Here is a 15,370-nt window from a genome sequence, read left to right as displayed (position 1 = left end):
CTTGTATTTTTGTAATTTTTATTTGTTATAAACATCAATATTATATTTAACATGAAAATCAATGCTGCAGAAGGAAAATTAGGAATTCTGGTAATTGGCGTGGGTGGTGCTGTATCAACCACGTTTATAGCAGGAACATTATCAGTAAGAAAAGGTCATGGAACACCTATTGGTTCATTAACACAATTAGCAACAATCAGACTTGGTAAACGTAATGAAAATAGATTTCCTAAAATTAAAGATGTTGTTCCATTAGCAGATTTAAAGGATTTGGTTTTTGGTGGATGGGACATCTTCGAAGAAAATCTTTATGAAGCTGCACGACATGCAGAAGTGCTCAGCAAAGATGACCTGGAGGTTGTAAAAGACGAATTAACTGTGATCCGCCCAATGAAAGCGGTATTCGATCAAAACTATGTAAAAAGATTACATGGTACTCATGTGAAAGAAGGTAAGACACGTTGGGACTTAATGGAACAAGTACGTGAAGATATTCGTTCTTTCAAAAAAGAAAATAATTGCGACCGCGTAGTTGTTATGTGGGCAGCAAGTACAGAAGTTTTTATTCCGCAAAGCAAGGAACATAATACTCTCGCAGATTTCGAGAATGCATTAAAGGAGAATAATACGGAAGTAATTTCTCCAAGTATGTGTTATGCTTATGCTTCGATGGCAGAGGGTTGTCCATTCATTATGGGAGCGCCTAATTTATGTGTCGATATTCCTGCCATGTGGGAGTTTGCTGAAAAGAAACAAGTACCTATCTGCGGTAAAGACTACAAGACAGGACAAACCATGCTGAAAACAGTGTTGGCTCCAATGTTGAAAACTCGTATGCTGGGATTAGATGGATGGTTTTCAACCAACATTTTAGGTAATAGAGACGGTGAGGTATTAGATGATCCCGGATCATTCAAGACAAAAGAGGTTAGTAAACTCTCTGTTATCGACACCATACTTCAAACGGATATTTATCCTGAACTATATGGAAATATTTACCATAAAGTACGTATCAACTACTACCCTCCTCGTAAAGACAACAAGGAAGGATGGGATAATATTGACATCGTTGGCTGGTTGGGGTATCCAATGCAACTGAAAGTAGATTTTTTATGTCGTGATTCTATTTTAGCTGCACCGTTATGTCTGGACTTAGTTCTATTTGCAGATCTTTCATCGCGTTGTGGATTTTATGGAATACAGACCTGGCTCTCATTCTATTTCAAAAGCCCGATGCATGATGCAGATCATGTTCCTGAACATGATTTATTTATCCAACATACAATACTTAAAAACACGTTACGCAAGATTATCGGAGAAGAAACAATAGATTATCTTGACTAAAGGTAATTTAAACATGTGTCCTGAAAGCATAGCTTTTGGGACACATATTAAAGAACTGACATACTTTATTTATGGATTATGCAATCATAGCGGCCGGAGAAGGGTCGCGTTTAGTACAGGAAGGTATAAAAAGTCCGAAACCTTTGGTTCGTTTACAGGGTATAACATTGATAGATCGCCTGATTTCTATTTTTATTAAGAATAAGGCGACGTCTATCAGTATCATTGTTAACGAACAAATGAAAGAAGTACAGGAACATCTGAAAGGGGTGAAAACAGACATTCCTCTAAATTTAGTAATTAAAAGCACCCCGAGTTCAATGCATAGTTTTTATGAGTTAAGTCGCTATGTTAAAAGCGACAAACTATGTTTAACAACCGTTGACACGATTTTTATTGAAAAAGAATTCGAACAATATATTGATACATTTGTTAAAGATGAACAGTCTGATGGATTAATGGCTGTGACAGATTACATTGATGACGAGAAGCCACTCTATGTGGATGTTGACGAGAACTTATTTATACATAATTTTTATGATACCAATGAATATGGAAGCAAATACATTTCAGGAGGTATCTATTGCCTCAGACAAAATGCAATAAAAGTACTTGATAAGGCTATTGCAAACGGGGTATCGAGAATGCGTAATTATCAAAAACAATTAATAAAAGAAGGATTGCAGCTTAAAGCTTATCCGTTCAAAAAGATTATTGACGTAGATCATGCCGAAGACATTCAAAAGGCTGAATGTTTTTTGCTAACAAAATAAAGGAATGACAAAATTAACTATAGCCGGAATTTGTAGAAAAGATAAATTCTCACCTAACCATATTGGAAATGATGCTGCAATATTCAATCTTACCGCAGAACATCTGGAAAAAAAAGGATGTGAAATACATAAGTACGCAGAAACAGATTTGATACTCGGCAATGTCCGGGAAAGCATTATCTTTAATATGGTACGCGAATGGCAGTCTATCCATAAGTTACAGGAAATGGAGGATAAGGGATGCCGGGTGATGAATTCCGCTTACGGGATTGAGAATTGTACGAGAGAGAAAATGACACGATTACTTATTGAGAATGAGATACCTCATCCTCAAAGTTTATATTTAAATACGAACGAAGACCCGGAAGAAGCATTGGTAAAGAGTGGGTTTCATAATTGCTGGATCAAACGAGGGGATTTCCATGCTATTCATCGAGAAGATGTGACATACGTAAGGCATCCCGATGAAGCCAAAAGCATTTTGAGAGAATATGCAATCAGAGGAATCAGGACAGCCGTAGTAAATGAGCATTTAAATGGCGATTTAGTAAAATTCTATGGCGTTAAGAACACGGATTTTTTCTTTTGGTTTTATCCTTCCAGCACGAACCATAGCAAATTTGGTTTAGAACAAATCAATGGGACTGCAAAAGGGATACCTTTTGACGAGCAAGAGTTGAAAAATATTTGTTCTAAGGCAGGAGATGTGCTTAATGTAAACATATATGGTGGGGATTGCATTATCAATGAAAATGGAGAAATACGCTTAATTGACTTTAACGACTGGCCAAGTTTCGCGCCTTGTCGTGAAGAAGCGGCAAAATATATTGCTCAACGTATTTATATGATGGCTACAGAATAATGGAAAAAAACAGAAAACAACAAGGGTTTGAATCGACATTGAAGTCTTTAGATACAGAGGAATTTATTGATATTCATTTTTATCGTCCGATTGGCTATCAATGGGCGTTATTATTTAAAAAATTAAAGATTTCACCTAACACCGTAACTATCGCTTCCATATTTATTGGTATTGCTGCAGGAATTTGCTTTTACTTCAACAACCTGACAATCAACGTAATTGGCATGTTATTACTTATCTGGGCCAACTCTTACGATAGCGCTGACGGACAATTAGCCAGAATGACAGGACAGAAAAGTGCTCTTGGGCGCGTTCTGGATGGAGCCTGTGGTGACTTATGGTTTATCAGTATATATGCAGCCATTTGTTTACGCCTTACTCCTGAATGGGGAATATGGATATGGATACTTGGAGCAGTCACCGGATTCTTCCATAGCAAACAGGCATCTATGGCAGATTATTACCGCAATATACATCTTCTATTTCTCAAAGGTGAATCAGGTAGTGAATTGTCAAGGTCGGACAAATTAGAGGCAGACTTTAAGAAACTTTCGTGGAAGAAAGATTTTATTTATAAGCTTTTCGGTTTCTTTTATCTTAACTACACCAAAGGACAAGAACAAAGTTCTCCTAAATTTCAAAAGATGATGGAAACTCTTCATTCGGTTTATATAGATAACGTTCCCGAAGAATTTCGACAAGCATTTCGAAAAAAAAGTCTTCCATTAATGAAATACACCAATATGCTATCGTTTAATACGCGTGTCATTGCCTTATTCGTAAGTATCTTTATCGGCATGCCATGGTTATATTTTGTATTCGAATTGACGGTACTAAATATTATGTTGGTTTATATGATTACAACACATGAGCATTTTTGTGAAAACTTTCGCGTTGAATTATTGAAACAAAACAAGTAAATGGGTAGTTTAGATACTATAAAAGGGATTATCTTCGATTACGGAGGCACGATAGACAGTAACGGATTGCATTGGGCTGAAGTTATCTGGCAGGCATATGAAACCTTTCTTATTCCAATAGATAAAGACGTTTTTCGTGAAGCTTATGTTCATGGAGAACGTACTCTTGCGCGAAACCCACTGATACGTCCGAATCATACATTTAAGGATATGATGCGCATCAAAACGGAAATTCAGATACAATGGTTACAAGAAAATGGAAAACTTTCTGATAATTGCTTCAGAGAAGATACTGCCGAAGCAATTGCAGATTGGTGTTATCAATTTGCAAAACAAACAACGGCTAATGCTAAACCCATCATTGCACTTCTTGCTCAAAGATATCCTATGGTGTTAGTTTCCAATTTTTATGGAAATATAGAAGCTGTGCTTAAGGATTTTGGATTAGACAGCTATTTCGGGAGCATTGTGGAATCAGCTGTTGTCGGGGTAAGAAAACCCAATCCAGATATATTCGATCTGGGAGTTAAACAACTAAAAATGGACAGTCAGCAAATTGTTGTAATCGGAGATTCTTATGATAAAGATATTGTTCCTGCAACAAGTATAGGATGTCATACTATATGGATAAAAAACATTGGCTGGGAAGCATATAAAGGGCACGAAACAGCCGATGCTGTTATTTCAGATTTCAAAGAATTAGAGAAGCTGCTTTTATCCTAAGCTTCTTTTTCCTAAACTTTATCTTACACAAAATGGTCAGATTTCTTTACTACTTTTTGTTCTTATTCTTATTTATTTCTTGTGATCTGATTGATTATCATCCTTATGATGGACGATTATCATCAGATACGGAGACAGGCATTAACAAAACAAATATTGAAAAGATAGAATCTATCTGTCATGATAAAGATACGATTCGTTTTATTATGATCAGCGACACACAACGAGCTTACGATGAAACAGAGGATTTTGTTAATTTGTTTAATAGTAGTATCAATAATGTAGATTTTATTCTGCATGGTGGAGATTTTGCTGATTTCGGATTAAAAAAAGAATTTGAATGGGCTCATAGAATCCTGTCGAAATTAAAGGTCCCGTATGTCTCACTAATTGGTAATCATGATATTATTGGTAACGGAGAACAAGTATTCAAGAAGATGTACGGCGAAGAGAATTTTTCTTTTATAGTCGGCGACGTAAAATTCATTTGCCTCAACACGAACGCTTTGGAATATGATTATAGCAATCCTATTCCTGACTTTAATTTTCTTTATAAAGAAATCGCTGATTCAATTTCATCCAAACGAACAATAGTCGCCATGCATGCACCTCCGGGGAACGAGCAGTTCAATAATAATGTAAAGGAGGTTTTTCAGGCAGTTATAAAGATGTTTCCTTCACTCCTCTTCTGCCTTCATGGACACGAACATAACTTTAAGGTAAGAGATATTTTCAATGATGGGGTTCTATATTATGGTTGTACAACTATGCAGAAACGTGGTTATTATTTATTCACGCTAACACCAGACGGTTATACCTATGAAGAAATTGAATACTAAATCCGTGATCCTACTGATTGCATTACTCCTGTTTCCTTTCCAAAGTAATGCGCAAAAAATAGAACGTGCTCCCATAGAAAGTGAAGAACTCCCTTGTATTACGTTTTGGAACAAATTAATACCTCGTTATATAAAAGGTCAATTCGCCGGTTCAATCGGAATGTTATCGGCAGGTGTCGGATGGAATTATGGTAAAGGGCATTGGGAGACGGATATGCTACTCGGTTATATCCCTAAAAACACCGACAGACATGCGATGGCTACTTTCACATTGAAACAGAATTATATCCCTTGGAAAGTTCCTCTTAGTAATCGTTTCGATTTTGAGCCATTAAGCTGCGGATTATTTCTCAACACATTATTTGATGACGACTTTTGGGTAAAGAATCCGGAGAAATATCCGAAAGGATATTATTCATTCTCTACTAAAGTCCGCATCCATGTCTTTGTCAGCGAACGTTTCACCTATAAGTTCAAACGCCAGGATATGTTTGCCAAGTCCATTTCATTCTTTTACGAACTCAGCACTTCTGATCTGTATCTAATAAATGCGATCAACAATAGCTATCTGAAACCAAAAGATTATTTAAGTCTGGCATTTGGTATTAAACTACAAATATTTTAGTCTTTACACCAATTCATATAGTCATCAAACGACACCTTAGAAAAATCCGGAATCACTTGATATACTTTATCTTCAAGTGTTTCCTTCGGATTGGTCGTACTCAAGCCGATAACTCTCATTCCGGCATCCGTACCCGCCTGTATTCCGGCAAAAGAATCTTCGAATACAATGCAGTCCTGCGGATCAACAGCAAAATCTTTTGCAGCCAACAGATAACAAGAAGGATCAGGTTTCCCTTTATTGATCCTGTCTGCCGTAACAACGCTATCAAACATACCGTGAAGCGATAATTCATTAAAAGCCCTATTTACTTTAACATCGTCCGAGCTGGTGACTAATCCCATTCTCACCCCGTTCTCTTTCAACAAATGCAGGAATTCTATCGATCCGGGCATTGGAGGAAGAGGCATTCTTCTTTCATACTCCATAGACTCCTGTATCACTAATTGTTTAAAATCATCTGAGCGATCAGCAAAATGATTTTCGATTATGGCAGGAAGAGTTGTTCCTTTAATCACCTTGGCAAAGTTTTCAATACCAGTTTCATACCTCACACTTGCTTGATTCCAGTATTCATCATAGATAGGTTCTGTATCCACTACAACTCCATCAAAATCAAAAAGAGCTACTTTAGGGTTAATCATTTCTGTTTTGTTCGTTTATAGAATTTCAGGTCAAATATAACACGATTATTCCATAAAAAATTATTATTATCATGAAATTCTCCTATCTTTGTGGGCGTACACAACATTAAAAACGGATATAAAAACAATGAAAGCACTATTCACAATGGCCGTATTAAGCACTGCAGTTCTTTGCAGTTGCGGCGGAAAAAACTCACAAAAAACAGAAAAACCGGTAGAAGCTGCTGCCCCTGTAGCAGAAGTAGTTAATCAATTGACTGATCAGGAGAAAGCAGATGGCTGGGTTTTACTTTTTGACGGAAAAACAACAAACGGATGGAGAGGAGCACATAAAGATGCTTTCCCTGAACACGGATGGTCTGTAAAAGATGGCCAACTGATTGTACATAAATCCGGTGGAGCAGAATCAACAAACGGGGGCGATATTGTAAGCAACGGACAATATTCGGCATTTGAATTAAGCGTTGATTTTAAGATAACAGAAGGAGCAAACAGTGGAATCAAGTATTTCGTAACAGAAAAAGAAAAGCAAAAAGGCTCTGCATATGGACTTGAATTCCAGATTCTTGACAACGAAAAACATCCGGATGCCAAACTATACACGACTTATCCGGGCAGCAGAACGCTTGCCAGCCTTTATGATATGAAGAAAAGTGAAAATATAAATTTCAACGGCATTGGCGAATGGAATACAGCAGTTGTTAAAGTCTTTCCAAACAACCATGTAGAACATTGGCTGAATGGAGTAAAAGTATTGGAATACGAACGTGGAAGCGCTGAATTTAAAGAATTAGTAAAGAACAGCAAATATGCCGCTCCGAGCTATAACGAAGCAGGTCCGTTCGGAGAAGCAAAAGCAGGGCATATTTTACTACAAGATCATGGCGACGAAGTTGCATTCCGCAATATCAAGATCAAAGAGCTGAACTAAAAAATTATTTGCGCCTGATACTATACAGGGCAATCTTATCGCGTACGTCTGCAATGCGATTGGGTGTGGAGGTCAAATGGGTAAACTCATATTGATCTCCATATTTTTTTATCACCTTATCTGCACTTTTTGTTGTTACAAGGAAATAGCCTTCTTGCGGTTGTTCATAAGCTATATCGTGAAACATATTTCCCATATAGAAATTCATTCCGTACAAATTGGGGAACTCCAAGAGATTATTCGTCACAAATACATTTTCTTTGTTTAAAGGATAATCTTTCATAATCTGTTCGGCAAATGGGCGAGAAGAAGTTGCTGCTCGTTGATTATACATTACCACACCATCTACGATCATATTTACGGCAAAAGCAAGAGCGATTGTTGAGTACAATATTTTAATATTGATCTTCTTAAACATCTGATACCAGACAATAATAACGGAAAGAAGAGTTAATAGCAATATAGTAATCGTTATCCAGGAAGGCGATGCAAAAACCTGCGTAAACAGGCGAACCATATCTAAAGTACTTTCACGGGAAGTAAATCCCTCTGTTATTGACACCGGATTTATGGCGCCAACCATAATAAGAACAAACATGACCAATATCAAAGAGACAAGCGAAGCCAGGAATCCTGCAAAAAAGCGAGTAACCAAACGCCTGTATTCCGTTAAATAAAGTGCATATTGAGCCAAGAATAAAGCGATAAAAGGATAGGCAGGAATCAGGTAAACACTTCGTTTACTGGATGGAATTGAATAGAAAAAAACAACGCAAACTAACGCGACAACACTAAAGATAACCACCTTGTCAGATGAACGAAAACGTGTCCAGATATTCTTTACGGTTTCTTTAAATGGTTTATCCGGCTTTGTCATTTTTATGCCAAATAGAGAAAAGACAAATAATAAAGTCCACGGAATAAAGCCGGTGAGCAAGGTTTGAAAATTATACCAGACCCCATTTTCATGTCCAAGATTATAATTAATATCAAGGTTGCTTATACTGAAAAAGCGTCCAAAATTCTCTGCTAAAACCAAATTAAGGAATTCATCCCCTCCTTGCTTCCAGGCTGCAATATACCATATCATTGGTAAAAACAGCGACGCTACCCCAATGTAAAGCAAGGATTTAAAGACGGTAAGCAAACTGTATTTATTTAAAACCAACAAGTAAACACCGAATATAAATAACGGCAGAATAGCTCCGACCGGCCCTTTAGTCAGAATAGCACAACTAAGGAAAAAGGGTATGAAAACAGGCAACCCCTTCAGGTGCATATATTCTTCCCATTTATAGAGTCTGTATAAAGCCAGTACAATAAAGGTACTTAACAACATATCGACCCGGGTGGTCATTCCTGCCCGATGTATCTCAAGACAGGTCAATAAAAACAAAACAGAAATGAAAGCCTGTTGAAATCGCAAACGCTTGCCAAAAAACATCAATGTCGATGCAATTAACGTGATGAAAGCAATTGCTGAAGGCAAACGGGAAGTAAACTCAGACACATATCCCTGTGGGTAAGAAAAGACGGCCATCAACCAATGAGCTAACGGAGGTTTATAAGCAAACTCATTCGCATAAACATAAGGAAGAACCCAGTTACCGGACTCCAACATTGATATTGCAACAGCCGCTTCACGAGGCTCACCCTTCGTCGAGAAATCGCCTAAAATAATCCAGGGTATAATAGAGATTATACATAAAACAACAACTAAAGTTACTGGCTTCTGTAAATATAAATATTGAAGATTTGGTGTACGCATAGTCTTAAATTATAAACCTAATGATTGTTTGATAGCTGTTCGTATTGTTTCAGCCGGTTCTTTATTTTCCTTTAAAATAGAAATAACAAGATTGAGATAACTCCCTTTATTATTTATACCCAACAAATAGCATAATTGACTTTGCCCGATCATTGCCTTTTGATTATAAACGCGTAAAACAGATTTATAGTCTTTGTGTTCAATATAAACTGAAAATTTTCTTTTTAATTTGTCGAAAAGTTCTTCAACATCGATTGTCTCTTGCAGATTAAAAACATGGTTCGACAGCTCTTCCATAGTCGAGATCTTTCGATCAATAGCAGTTTCCAATCTTTTCCGAACCCGATGTTTAGCATGCAGGAGTACCTGTTCATCCAACTCTTTTTTGAACGATTTAATGATATTTTCCTTTACTTCATTAAACACGACATCCGGATTCACCATTAGTTTAGTTGCCACTACTTTTATTATGGGTTCTAACAACAATAGGTTTTCTACCTCTGCGACATCCGGCACCATGACATGTTGTTCTTTCAGATACTCTACCTCTCCTTTCGTACGTCTGTCACGATCAACAATACCCATAGACTCAAGGGTGTGAAAGTCTTTCAATTGTCTGAAAGCTTTTGTCGTTTCAATCACTTTCTGGCAACCGCCCATAGGTTTAACCATATAATCCGGGAATACAAGCGGATACAGACGACTATCTATGCTTTTTGCTTCTATGCCTTCGATAAACAAAATAGGTTTACGGCTTCCCAACAACGTCAGGTACACTTCTTCCGGAAAAGCGCCATTACTTTCGAGAAATTCATAATCCCACTGTCTGTCAACCGCATCGTACGAACGAATCCATAGTCGTTTGGCGAAAGTCCTTGAAGAAGCAAATTCAATATCGTGCGTTAAATAAACAAACGTACAATCCGGACGAAGATTCTCAATCTCGTCCCAAAGCATATTCTTTATCGACTCGTGTAATAATAAGGTTGGCTCTTCAATGATCAGCAACGAATTTTCTCCGGCACAAAGGATAGCGCCTATCAGATAGAATACAATTCGTTCACCGTCACTCATTCGTTCCGCACTATAATGATCACTCAAATTACTTGCTGACGCCAGTTCAATAAATCCGGTAGTACGAATCAACCGATTATGCGGGAACATCTTTTCCCATACGGCCTGTATGCGGTCTATCTTCGTTAACGGAGGATACGAATTCTTATTTTGTTTACTTTCCTCCTTATATTTCAGAGCAGCAGCAAATTCTTCACTTTGCAACCGTATAATCAGTTTTTCATACTCAGAGAGTACCGATACCGAATTTCCAGAAAGAATAGTTTGTAAAAAAGCAAGGTTATTTTGAGGAATATCACTCTCCTGTCTGCTTAGATACAACGAACTTACTCCAGAGATTCTTTCCGACGCACCGGGATGTAACTTAGCAAGTTCTTTAGCAAACGAACTTTTCCCGGAACCATTCGCTCCAATAATAACCACGGTATTTGTCTTCTGTGTATCCAATACACCGACAGTAGGTGTATTCAGTTTTTTGGGCAATATTAATTTCATCAGATGCCTGAAAATATAGGATTAAACATATCCACAATATAATTCGCCAAATATAGTTAAATTAATCCACATAGCTTCTGATTCATCAGATCGTCTTTCACAATCAAAAAAAAACATTAATTTTGAAACGAGAGTCAGTTAAACGAATAAAAATATACCATGAAAGAAAAGCCATTGAAACAATCCTTATTTCAATCACCGACCGGAAAATCCTATCTGATACCTTTTATACTCGTTACGAGTTTGTTTTTAATGTGGGGCATGGCTCATGGATTATTAGACGTACTAAATAAACATTTCCAGGTTGCATTCACAATGAGTAAAGCGCAATCGGGACTTGTCCAATTTTCGACCTATATTGCTTATGGTTTAATCGGCATACCGGCGGGATTGTTTATGAAACGTTATGGCTATAAGAAAGGCATCATTCTCGGATTATTACTCTATGCTCTTGGGGCGTTAAGTTTTATACCTGCAGCTTATTTACACTCAGCAGATCCTTTTCTGATAGCCTTGTTTATTGTTGCCTGCGGATTATGTGTTTTAGAAACGGCAGCAAATCCTTATTCTACCGTTTTAGGACCGAAGGAAAGTGCAGCTCAACGCATCAATCTCTCTCAGTCTTTTAACGGTTTAGGCTGGGTATTAGGTCCGTTTATTGGCGGACAATTAATCTTAGGAGCAGAAGCGGGAGACACTATGGCATTAACAAAACCATATATAATACTGGGTATTTGCACATTGTTAATTGCGATCTTGTTTGCTTTCACGCGCTTACCTAATATAGAAGAGAAAGATGAACAGATCGTTGCGTCGGAACCATCTCGTCCTATGTGGAAGCATAAACATTTTTTATTAGCGGTTATAGCACAGTTTCTTTATTGTGCAGCTCAGACGGGTATATTCAGTTTCTTCATTAACTATGTAACCGAACTCGACACAACCATCACTCCTCTTAAGGCCTCTCATTTTCTTGCGTTCGGTGGTATGTTATTATTCATGATCGGACGTCTATCGGGCAGTTTCATTATGGGACGCTTCAAAGCGCATAAACTATTGACAGCCTATTCCTTAATATGTGTCATAGCCATGATATTAGTGATTTTACAACTTGGTACGATCTCGTTATATGCCTTGTATGCCAGTTTCTTTTTTATGTCGATTATGTTCCCTACTATTTTTGCCTTGGGATTATCGGGGATGGGGTCTTATACTAAAAGAGCCTCCTCGTACATCATTATGGGAGTATCGGGAGGAGCTTTTGCTCCCATGTTAATGGGTTATATGGGTGAAAAGACAATGGCTATAGGCTTCATCATACCATTAGTATGCTTTATTTATATTATGTTTTACGGGATCAAAGGTTATAAACTTTAATCCCGTAAAAACACAAACTTACTTTATTACAATTTTTCTCGTTATAACGGAGCCGTCTTTCGTGGCGTGAAGGATATAGATTCCTCTTGGTAGATTGAGCGATTCGGAATACTCATTTCCGCCAATTCTTATTTCTTTCAATTTTACACCATTGATATTAAACAGGCTGATTTGGTATGCGTTGCAATTTTCAGCATACAGTGTATTATTGGCAATATAAATGCGTTCGTTATCTGTAGAAACAGTTTCGGTTGCCGTAGGCAGATCGCCAATCGTTACGTTAATATTCCGGCTAATGAGCTGTCCATTCGAATTGAATTGCACTATAATAGTTCCACTACCTGTCTTGTCACCAACAGGATTAATCTGTAATTCCCCGTTACGCGTGGTTGCTTCATAAATATCAGGAGCACTATTACTTAAAACTGTTTTTACGATAGAGACAGACGTATTATCTTCATCTTTGACATAAGTATTTAGAGGAAGCGTATAAGTATCCGCCCTGTTACAATAAACATTTGGAATATCAGTAACCACCGGTACATGATTATCGGGAAATACAGGCATGGCCGGAAACCAGTAATTTGAAATCATCGGGTATTCGTGAAGCAATTCTCCTTTATTATTTATACGCACTGTCTCATAAGTCGGATCCTGAAACTCGTGAAATATAGAGGCATAGATATCGTCTGTCACTGGATGCAATCTAAACCCTGCACCATACAATATCCAGTTGCCCGGCATTTCTTCAAAATCATAAATCTTTGAAAAAGTATTGTTGTCTATGTCATAACAGAATATTCTTCTGCCTTTAAACCAGCTATTACCATTGTTTCCATTCCAGTAAATCTTATTTTCCTGCGTACTTGCACAAAAACCATCGGCAGTCCAGGCATACCAAGAGTTAGGAATTTCTTCAATGCCTTGTTCATTCGGAATCTGAATTGTATCTGCTTCAAAGGTATAGGGGTTCATTTTAATCAGATAAGGCAGTGTTCCTCCACCACCGGCTGTGTTATATGCCATACTGATCCATAAGGAACCGTCCTTAGATTGTACTATTGAACCAAACCCACGGGATTTAACCTCTTCTTCATCTATATATTCAGGTGGAGCAATTGTGCGTATTACTTTATCCGTTTCAGGGTCAATAACAATCAGACCGTTTTTCTGATGTACCGCAAACACATAATCTTCTGTACGGATCATTGTTCCTATTTGCGCATAATATAATTGCCCATAACCCGAGCCATTGGGGTTTCCGGTTCCTTCGATCTGGTTTCCGATCTCCATCTTCTCTATATCATAAAGCCAGATACCGTTGCTTGTACCGATATATCCTTTTTTCTCATTTACACCAAGAAACGAACGACCGTCAGCGATTGATTTACCCGAATCGTCTGTTGCAATCGTTTGAAACTCTTTCAGGCATTTCATTGTTTTAGCATCACAAACAGCAAAACGACTACCGGTTACCTGAGCTCCGGGATCACGTTCTTGTTTTGACACGACATAGAATTTTCCTCCATAGATCGCTCCGAACTGACTTGTACAACCTAATTCTTTTCCGGAATTATTTTTCTGGAAAACCCGATATGTCCATTCTCCGTCATCAGAAAGAAAATTAATAGTACTATTCTGATGTCCGTACCAATCTTCATTAACAATGAAGACTCCTTCAGTATATTCTGTTTCTTCCTGGCTAAAAACAGAAAAAGAAACAGATAATGCAACTAATAAAGTAAAGATCCTGTTCATTTTTTATTCTTATTTGTTATTCATTTATTATTTTGCTTCAAGGTGTAAATCCTGTGCACGAATTATTTCTGTAGAGGTTTCACCTATCCAACCGCAAGATTGATTTATTCCTGTATAGACGCGTACGAAATCTACACCCGGAAGATCAACCGGCTGACCATTTTTATCTATTGCCCAGTCTATATCAAAACTAATCAATGACGTAGAGTCATTCGGATGATTGTCCACATATCCCCAATCATACGAGTATAATACCCAATACGTACCCAACCCACTGACATCCTCCGCATTATCAGCCAACCGTGTCCCCTGAAAAGAGAGCTCTGTTTCATTGATCCACTTGGGATAATAATCTTGTTTGTGAAATTTATTTTTAGGAATGTAACCGCTCATTCCCAGATTATCGATCCATTTGACATAAGTAGTATCTGTCAGATTACCGCTATTATCGGGCAACGGTAGCTTATCTGCTTCAGGTTTATAATAAGTAATTTTATAATTCTTGAAAGTTTCCGGTTTATAGTATTCACTACCGGCTAATTCAAACCATTCCTCCTCGTCCGGTTGACCGTTTTGATTTTCATCAAAGGCTACCATTACAATACCCGGTTCGCAACTACCACCTGATTTTCCAACTTCCACCAAAGAATAAAAAGCATTGCCGAGTATCGAAAAATCTTTACCCCCTTTTACATTCATTACTGTATGATCAAAGCCAAAAGTTACATAGCCTCCGAAACCACCTAAAGAAATCATCACATCGTTTTTGCCGGAAATATTCTCTTCCGCTTTTTTTCGCATTGTTTCCTCAGTATCACCTTCCTCATATAAAGGCATTTCATTAACGAACTGTCCGGGAGCCGGTTTGTATTCAAGCACACGAGAGATATAAGGACTATACTCTACAGTCTCATGTAAGACTTCCACCTCAAAATCAAAAACGTATGGTTTTTCCGCATCAAGAATCTCAAAGCGAATAGAATAGCTCCCCTCCTCTTTCTGAACAAAAGTATAACTGTGTTCGGTTGAGAGTAATGAGTCCCTGCCATCTGGTAACAACAGACTCCACCGATAAGAATCTCCTGTAAACCCGGGCGAAAACCGATAGCCCTGCATCCGATATAAATAATATTCATCATCTAATCCCAAACTGAGAATAGGCGTTTCTCGTTCGCAACTCCAAAACGATGCGATAAATCCTAACAGGATCAGAAATATACTATGTTGTTCTTTCATT

The 15,370-nt window shown here is 37.7% G+C and carries 14 protein-coding genes; 9 read left to right on the top strand and 5 right to left on the bottom strand.

Annotated features, from left to right (window positions below):
* Nucleotides 1-51 precede the first annotated feature (51 nt).
* From PHT93_RS02315 to PHT93_RS02285, 7 genes are all read left to right on the top strand, one after another.
* Nucleotides 52-1,344, top strand: coding sequence for an inositol-3-phosphate synthase (locus tag PHT93_RS02315; RefSeq protein ID WP_300238989.1), 1,293 nt, complete (start codon nucleotides 52-54; stop codon nucleotides 1,342-1,344).
* Between the two features lie 71 nt (nucleotides 1,345-1,415).
* Nucleotides 1,416-2,117, top strand: a complete 702-nt coding sequence (locus PHT93_RS02310; RefSeq protein ID WP_300238987.1) for an NDP-sugar synthase — start codon at nucleotides 1,416-1,418, stop codon at nucleotides 2,115-2,117.
* Nucleotides 2,118-2,121: 4 nt separating this feature from the next.
* On the top strand, nucleotides 2,122-2,979 hold the full coding sequence (locus PHT93_RS02305; RefSeq protein ID WP_300238985.1) for a hypothetical protein: 858 nt from the start codon (nucleotides 2,122-2,124) through the stop codon (nucleotides 2,977-2,979).
* On the top strand, nucleotides 2,979-3,899 hold the full coding sequence (locus PHT93_RS02300; RefSeq protein ID WP_300238982.1) for a CDP-alcohol phosphatidyltransferase family protein: 921 nt from the start codon (nucleotides 2,979-2,981) through the stop codon (nucleotides 3,897-3,899). Before PHT93_RS02305 ends, PHT93_RS02300 begins: the two co-directional genes overlap by 1 nt.
* Nucleotides 3,900-4,622, top strand: a complete 723-nt coding sequence (locus PHT93_RS02295) for an HAD family hydrolase (protein ID WP_300238980.1) — start codon at nucleotides 3,900-3,902, stop codon at nucleotides 4,620-4,622. It begins immediately after the preceding gene.
* A gap of 32 nt (nucleotides 4,623-4,654) precedes the next feature.
* On the top strand, nucleotides 4,655-5,461 hold the full coding sequence (locus PHT93_RS02290) for a metallophosphoesterase (protein WP_300238977.1): 807 nt from the start codon (nucleotides 4,655-4,657) through the stop codon (nucleotides 5,459-5,461).
* Nucleotides 5,442-6,086, top strand: coding sequence for a hypothetical protein (locus PHT93_RS02285; protein ID WP_300238975.1), 645 nt, complete (start codon nucleotides 5,442-5,444; stop codon nucleotides 6,084-6,086). The genes PHT93_RS02290 and PHT93_RS02285 overlap by 20 nt, the downstream gene beginning before the upstream one ends.
* Here the strand turns inward: PHT93_RS02285 and PHT93_RS02280 are convergent.
* The gene (locus PHT93_RS02280; protein ID WP_300238973.1) at nucleotides 6,083-6,730 is read right to left on the bottom strand and encodes an HAD family phosphatase; all 648 of its coding nucleotides are present in this window, start codon (nucleotides 6,728-6,730) and stop codon (nucleotides 6,083-6,085) included. The two genes, PHT93_RS02285 and PHT93_RS02280, sit on opposite strands and share 4 nt — an antisense overlap.
* 127 nt (nucleotides 6,731-6,857) lie before the next feature.
* Between PHT93_RS02280 and PHT93_RS02275 the strand changes: the two genes are divergently transcribed.
* Complete coding sequence (locus PHT93_RS02275) at nucleotides 6,858-7,661, top strand: DUF1080 domain-containing protein (RefSeq protein WP_300238971.1); 804 nt, start codon at nucleotides 6,858-6,860, stop codon at nucleotides 7,659-7,661.
* 4 nt (nucleotides 7,662-7,665) lie between these two features.
* On the opposite strand, the gene PHT93_RS02270 is transcribed toward PHT93_RS02275, so the two are convergent.
* Both PHT93_RS02270 and PHT93_RS02265 read right to left on the bottom strand, forming a co-directional pair.
* Nucleotides 7,666-9,429, bottom strand: coding sequence for a glycosyltransferase family 39 protein (locus tag PHT93_RS02270; RefSeq protein WP_300238969.1), 1,764 nt, complete (start codon nucleotides 9,427-9,429; stop codon nucleotides 7,666-7,668).
* A gap of 9 nt (nucleotides 9,430-9,438) precedes the next feature.
* Nucleotides 9,439-10,998, bottom strand: a complete 1,560-nt coding sequence (locus PHT93_RS02265; protein WP_300238966.1) for a DUF4435 domain-containing protein — start codon at nucleotides 10,996-10,998, stop codon at nucleotides 9,439-9,441.
* A 159-nt stretch (nucleotides 10,999-11,157) separates the two neighbouring features.
* Here PHT93_RS02265 and PHT93_RS02260 point away from each other — a divergent pair, with 159 nt between their 5' ends.
* Nucleotides 11,158-12,375 carry a sugar MFS transporter gene (locus tag PHT93_RS02260; RefSeq protein WP_300238964.1) on the top strand — a complete coding sequence of 406 codons (1,218 nt, stop codon included), beginning with the start codon at nucleotides 11,158-11,160 and terminating at the stop codon, nucleotides 12,373-12,375.
* A gap of 18 nt (nucleotides 12,376-12,393) precedes the next feature.
* On the opposite strand, the gene PHT93_RS02255 is transcribed toward PHT93_RS02260, so the two are convergent.
* A complete protein-coding gene (locus PHT93_RS02255) occupies nucleotides 12,394-14,133 on the bottom strand; it encodes a DUF5074 domain-containing protein (protein ID WP_300238961.1) in 1,740 nt (579 codons plus the stop codon).
* A gap of 27 nt (nucleotides 14,134-14,160) precedes the next feature.
* A complete protein-coding gene (locus PHT93_RS02250; RefSeq protein ID WP_300238959.1) occupies nucleotides 14,161-15,369 on the bottom strand; it encodes a cell surface protein in 1,209 nt (402 codons plus the stop codon).
* Between the last annotated feature and the right edge of the window lies 1 nt (nucleotide 15,370).

Source organism: Massilibacteroides sp. (genome assembly GCF_028705895.1).
GTDB lineage: Bacteria > Bacteroidota > Bacteroidia > Bacteroidales > Tannerellaceae > Massilibacteroides.
Note: the sequence above shows the minus strand (reverse complement) of the source record. Positions and strands in the feature narration are given on the sequence as shown.

Coding starts and splice junctions, on each gene's coding strand:
- PHT93_RS02315 (WP_300238989.1), top strand. CDS start 52: ATGAAAATCAATGCTGCAGAAGGAAAATTAGGAATTCTGGTAATTGGC.
- PHT93_RS02300 (WP_300238982.1), top strand. CDS start 2,979: ATGGAAAAAAACAGAAAACAACAAGGGTTTGAATCGACATTGAAGTCT.
- PHT93_RS02275 (WP_300238971.1), top strand. CDS start 6,858: ATGAAAGCACTATTCACAATGGCCGTATTAAGCACTGCAGTTCTTTGC.
- PHT93_RS02305 (WP_300238985.1), top strand. CDS start 2,122: ATGACAAAATTAACTATAGCCGGAATTTGTAGAAAAGATAAATTCTCA.
- PHT93_RS02310 (WP_300238987.1), top strand. CDS start 1,416: ATGGATTATGCAATCATAGCGGCCGGAGAAGGGTCGCGTTTAGTACAG.
- PHT93_RS02285 (WP_300238975.1), top strand. CDS start 5,442: ATGAAGAAATTGAATACTAAATCCGTGATCCTACTGATTGCATTACTC.
- PHT93_RS02270 (WP_300238969.1), bottom strand. CDS start 9,429: ATGCGTACACCAAATCTTCAATATTTATATTTACAGAAGCCAGTAACT.
- PHT93_RS02290 (WP_300238977.1), top strand. CDS start 4,655: ATGGTCAGATTTCTTTACTACTTTTTGTTCTTATTCTTATTTATTTCT.
- PHT93_RS02250 (WP_300238959.1), bottom strand. CDS start 15,369: ATGAAAGAACAACATAGTATATTTCTGATCCTGTTAGGATTTATCGCA.
- PHT93_RS02260 (WP_300238964.1), top strand. CDS start 11,158: ATGAAAGAAAAGCCATTGAAACAATCCTTATTTCAATCACCGACCGGA.
- PHT93_RS02255 (WP_300238961.1), bottom strand. CDS start 14,133: ATGAACAGGATCTTTACTTTATTAGTTGCATTATCTGTTTCTTTTTCT.
- PHT93_RS02280 (WP_300238973.1), bottom strand. CDS start 6,730: ATGATTAACCCTAAAGTAGCTCTTTTTGATTTTGATGGAGTTGTAGTG.
- PHT93_RS02265 (WP_300238966.1), bottom strand. CDS start 10,998: ATGAAATTAATATTGCCCAAAAAACTGAATACACCTACTGTCGGTGTA.
- PHT93_RS02295 (WP_300238980.1), top strand. CDS start 3,900: ATGGGTAGTTTAGATACTATAAAAGGGATTATCTTCGATTACGGAGGC.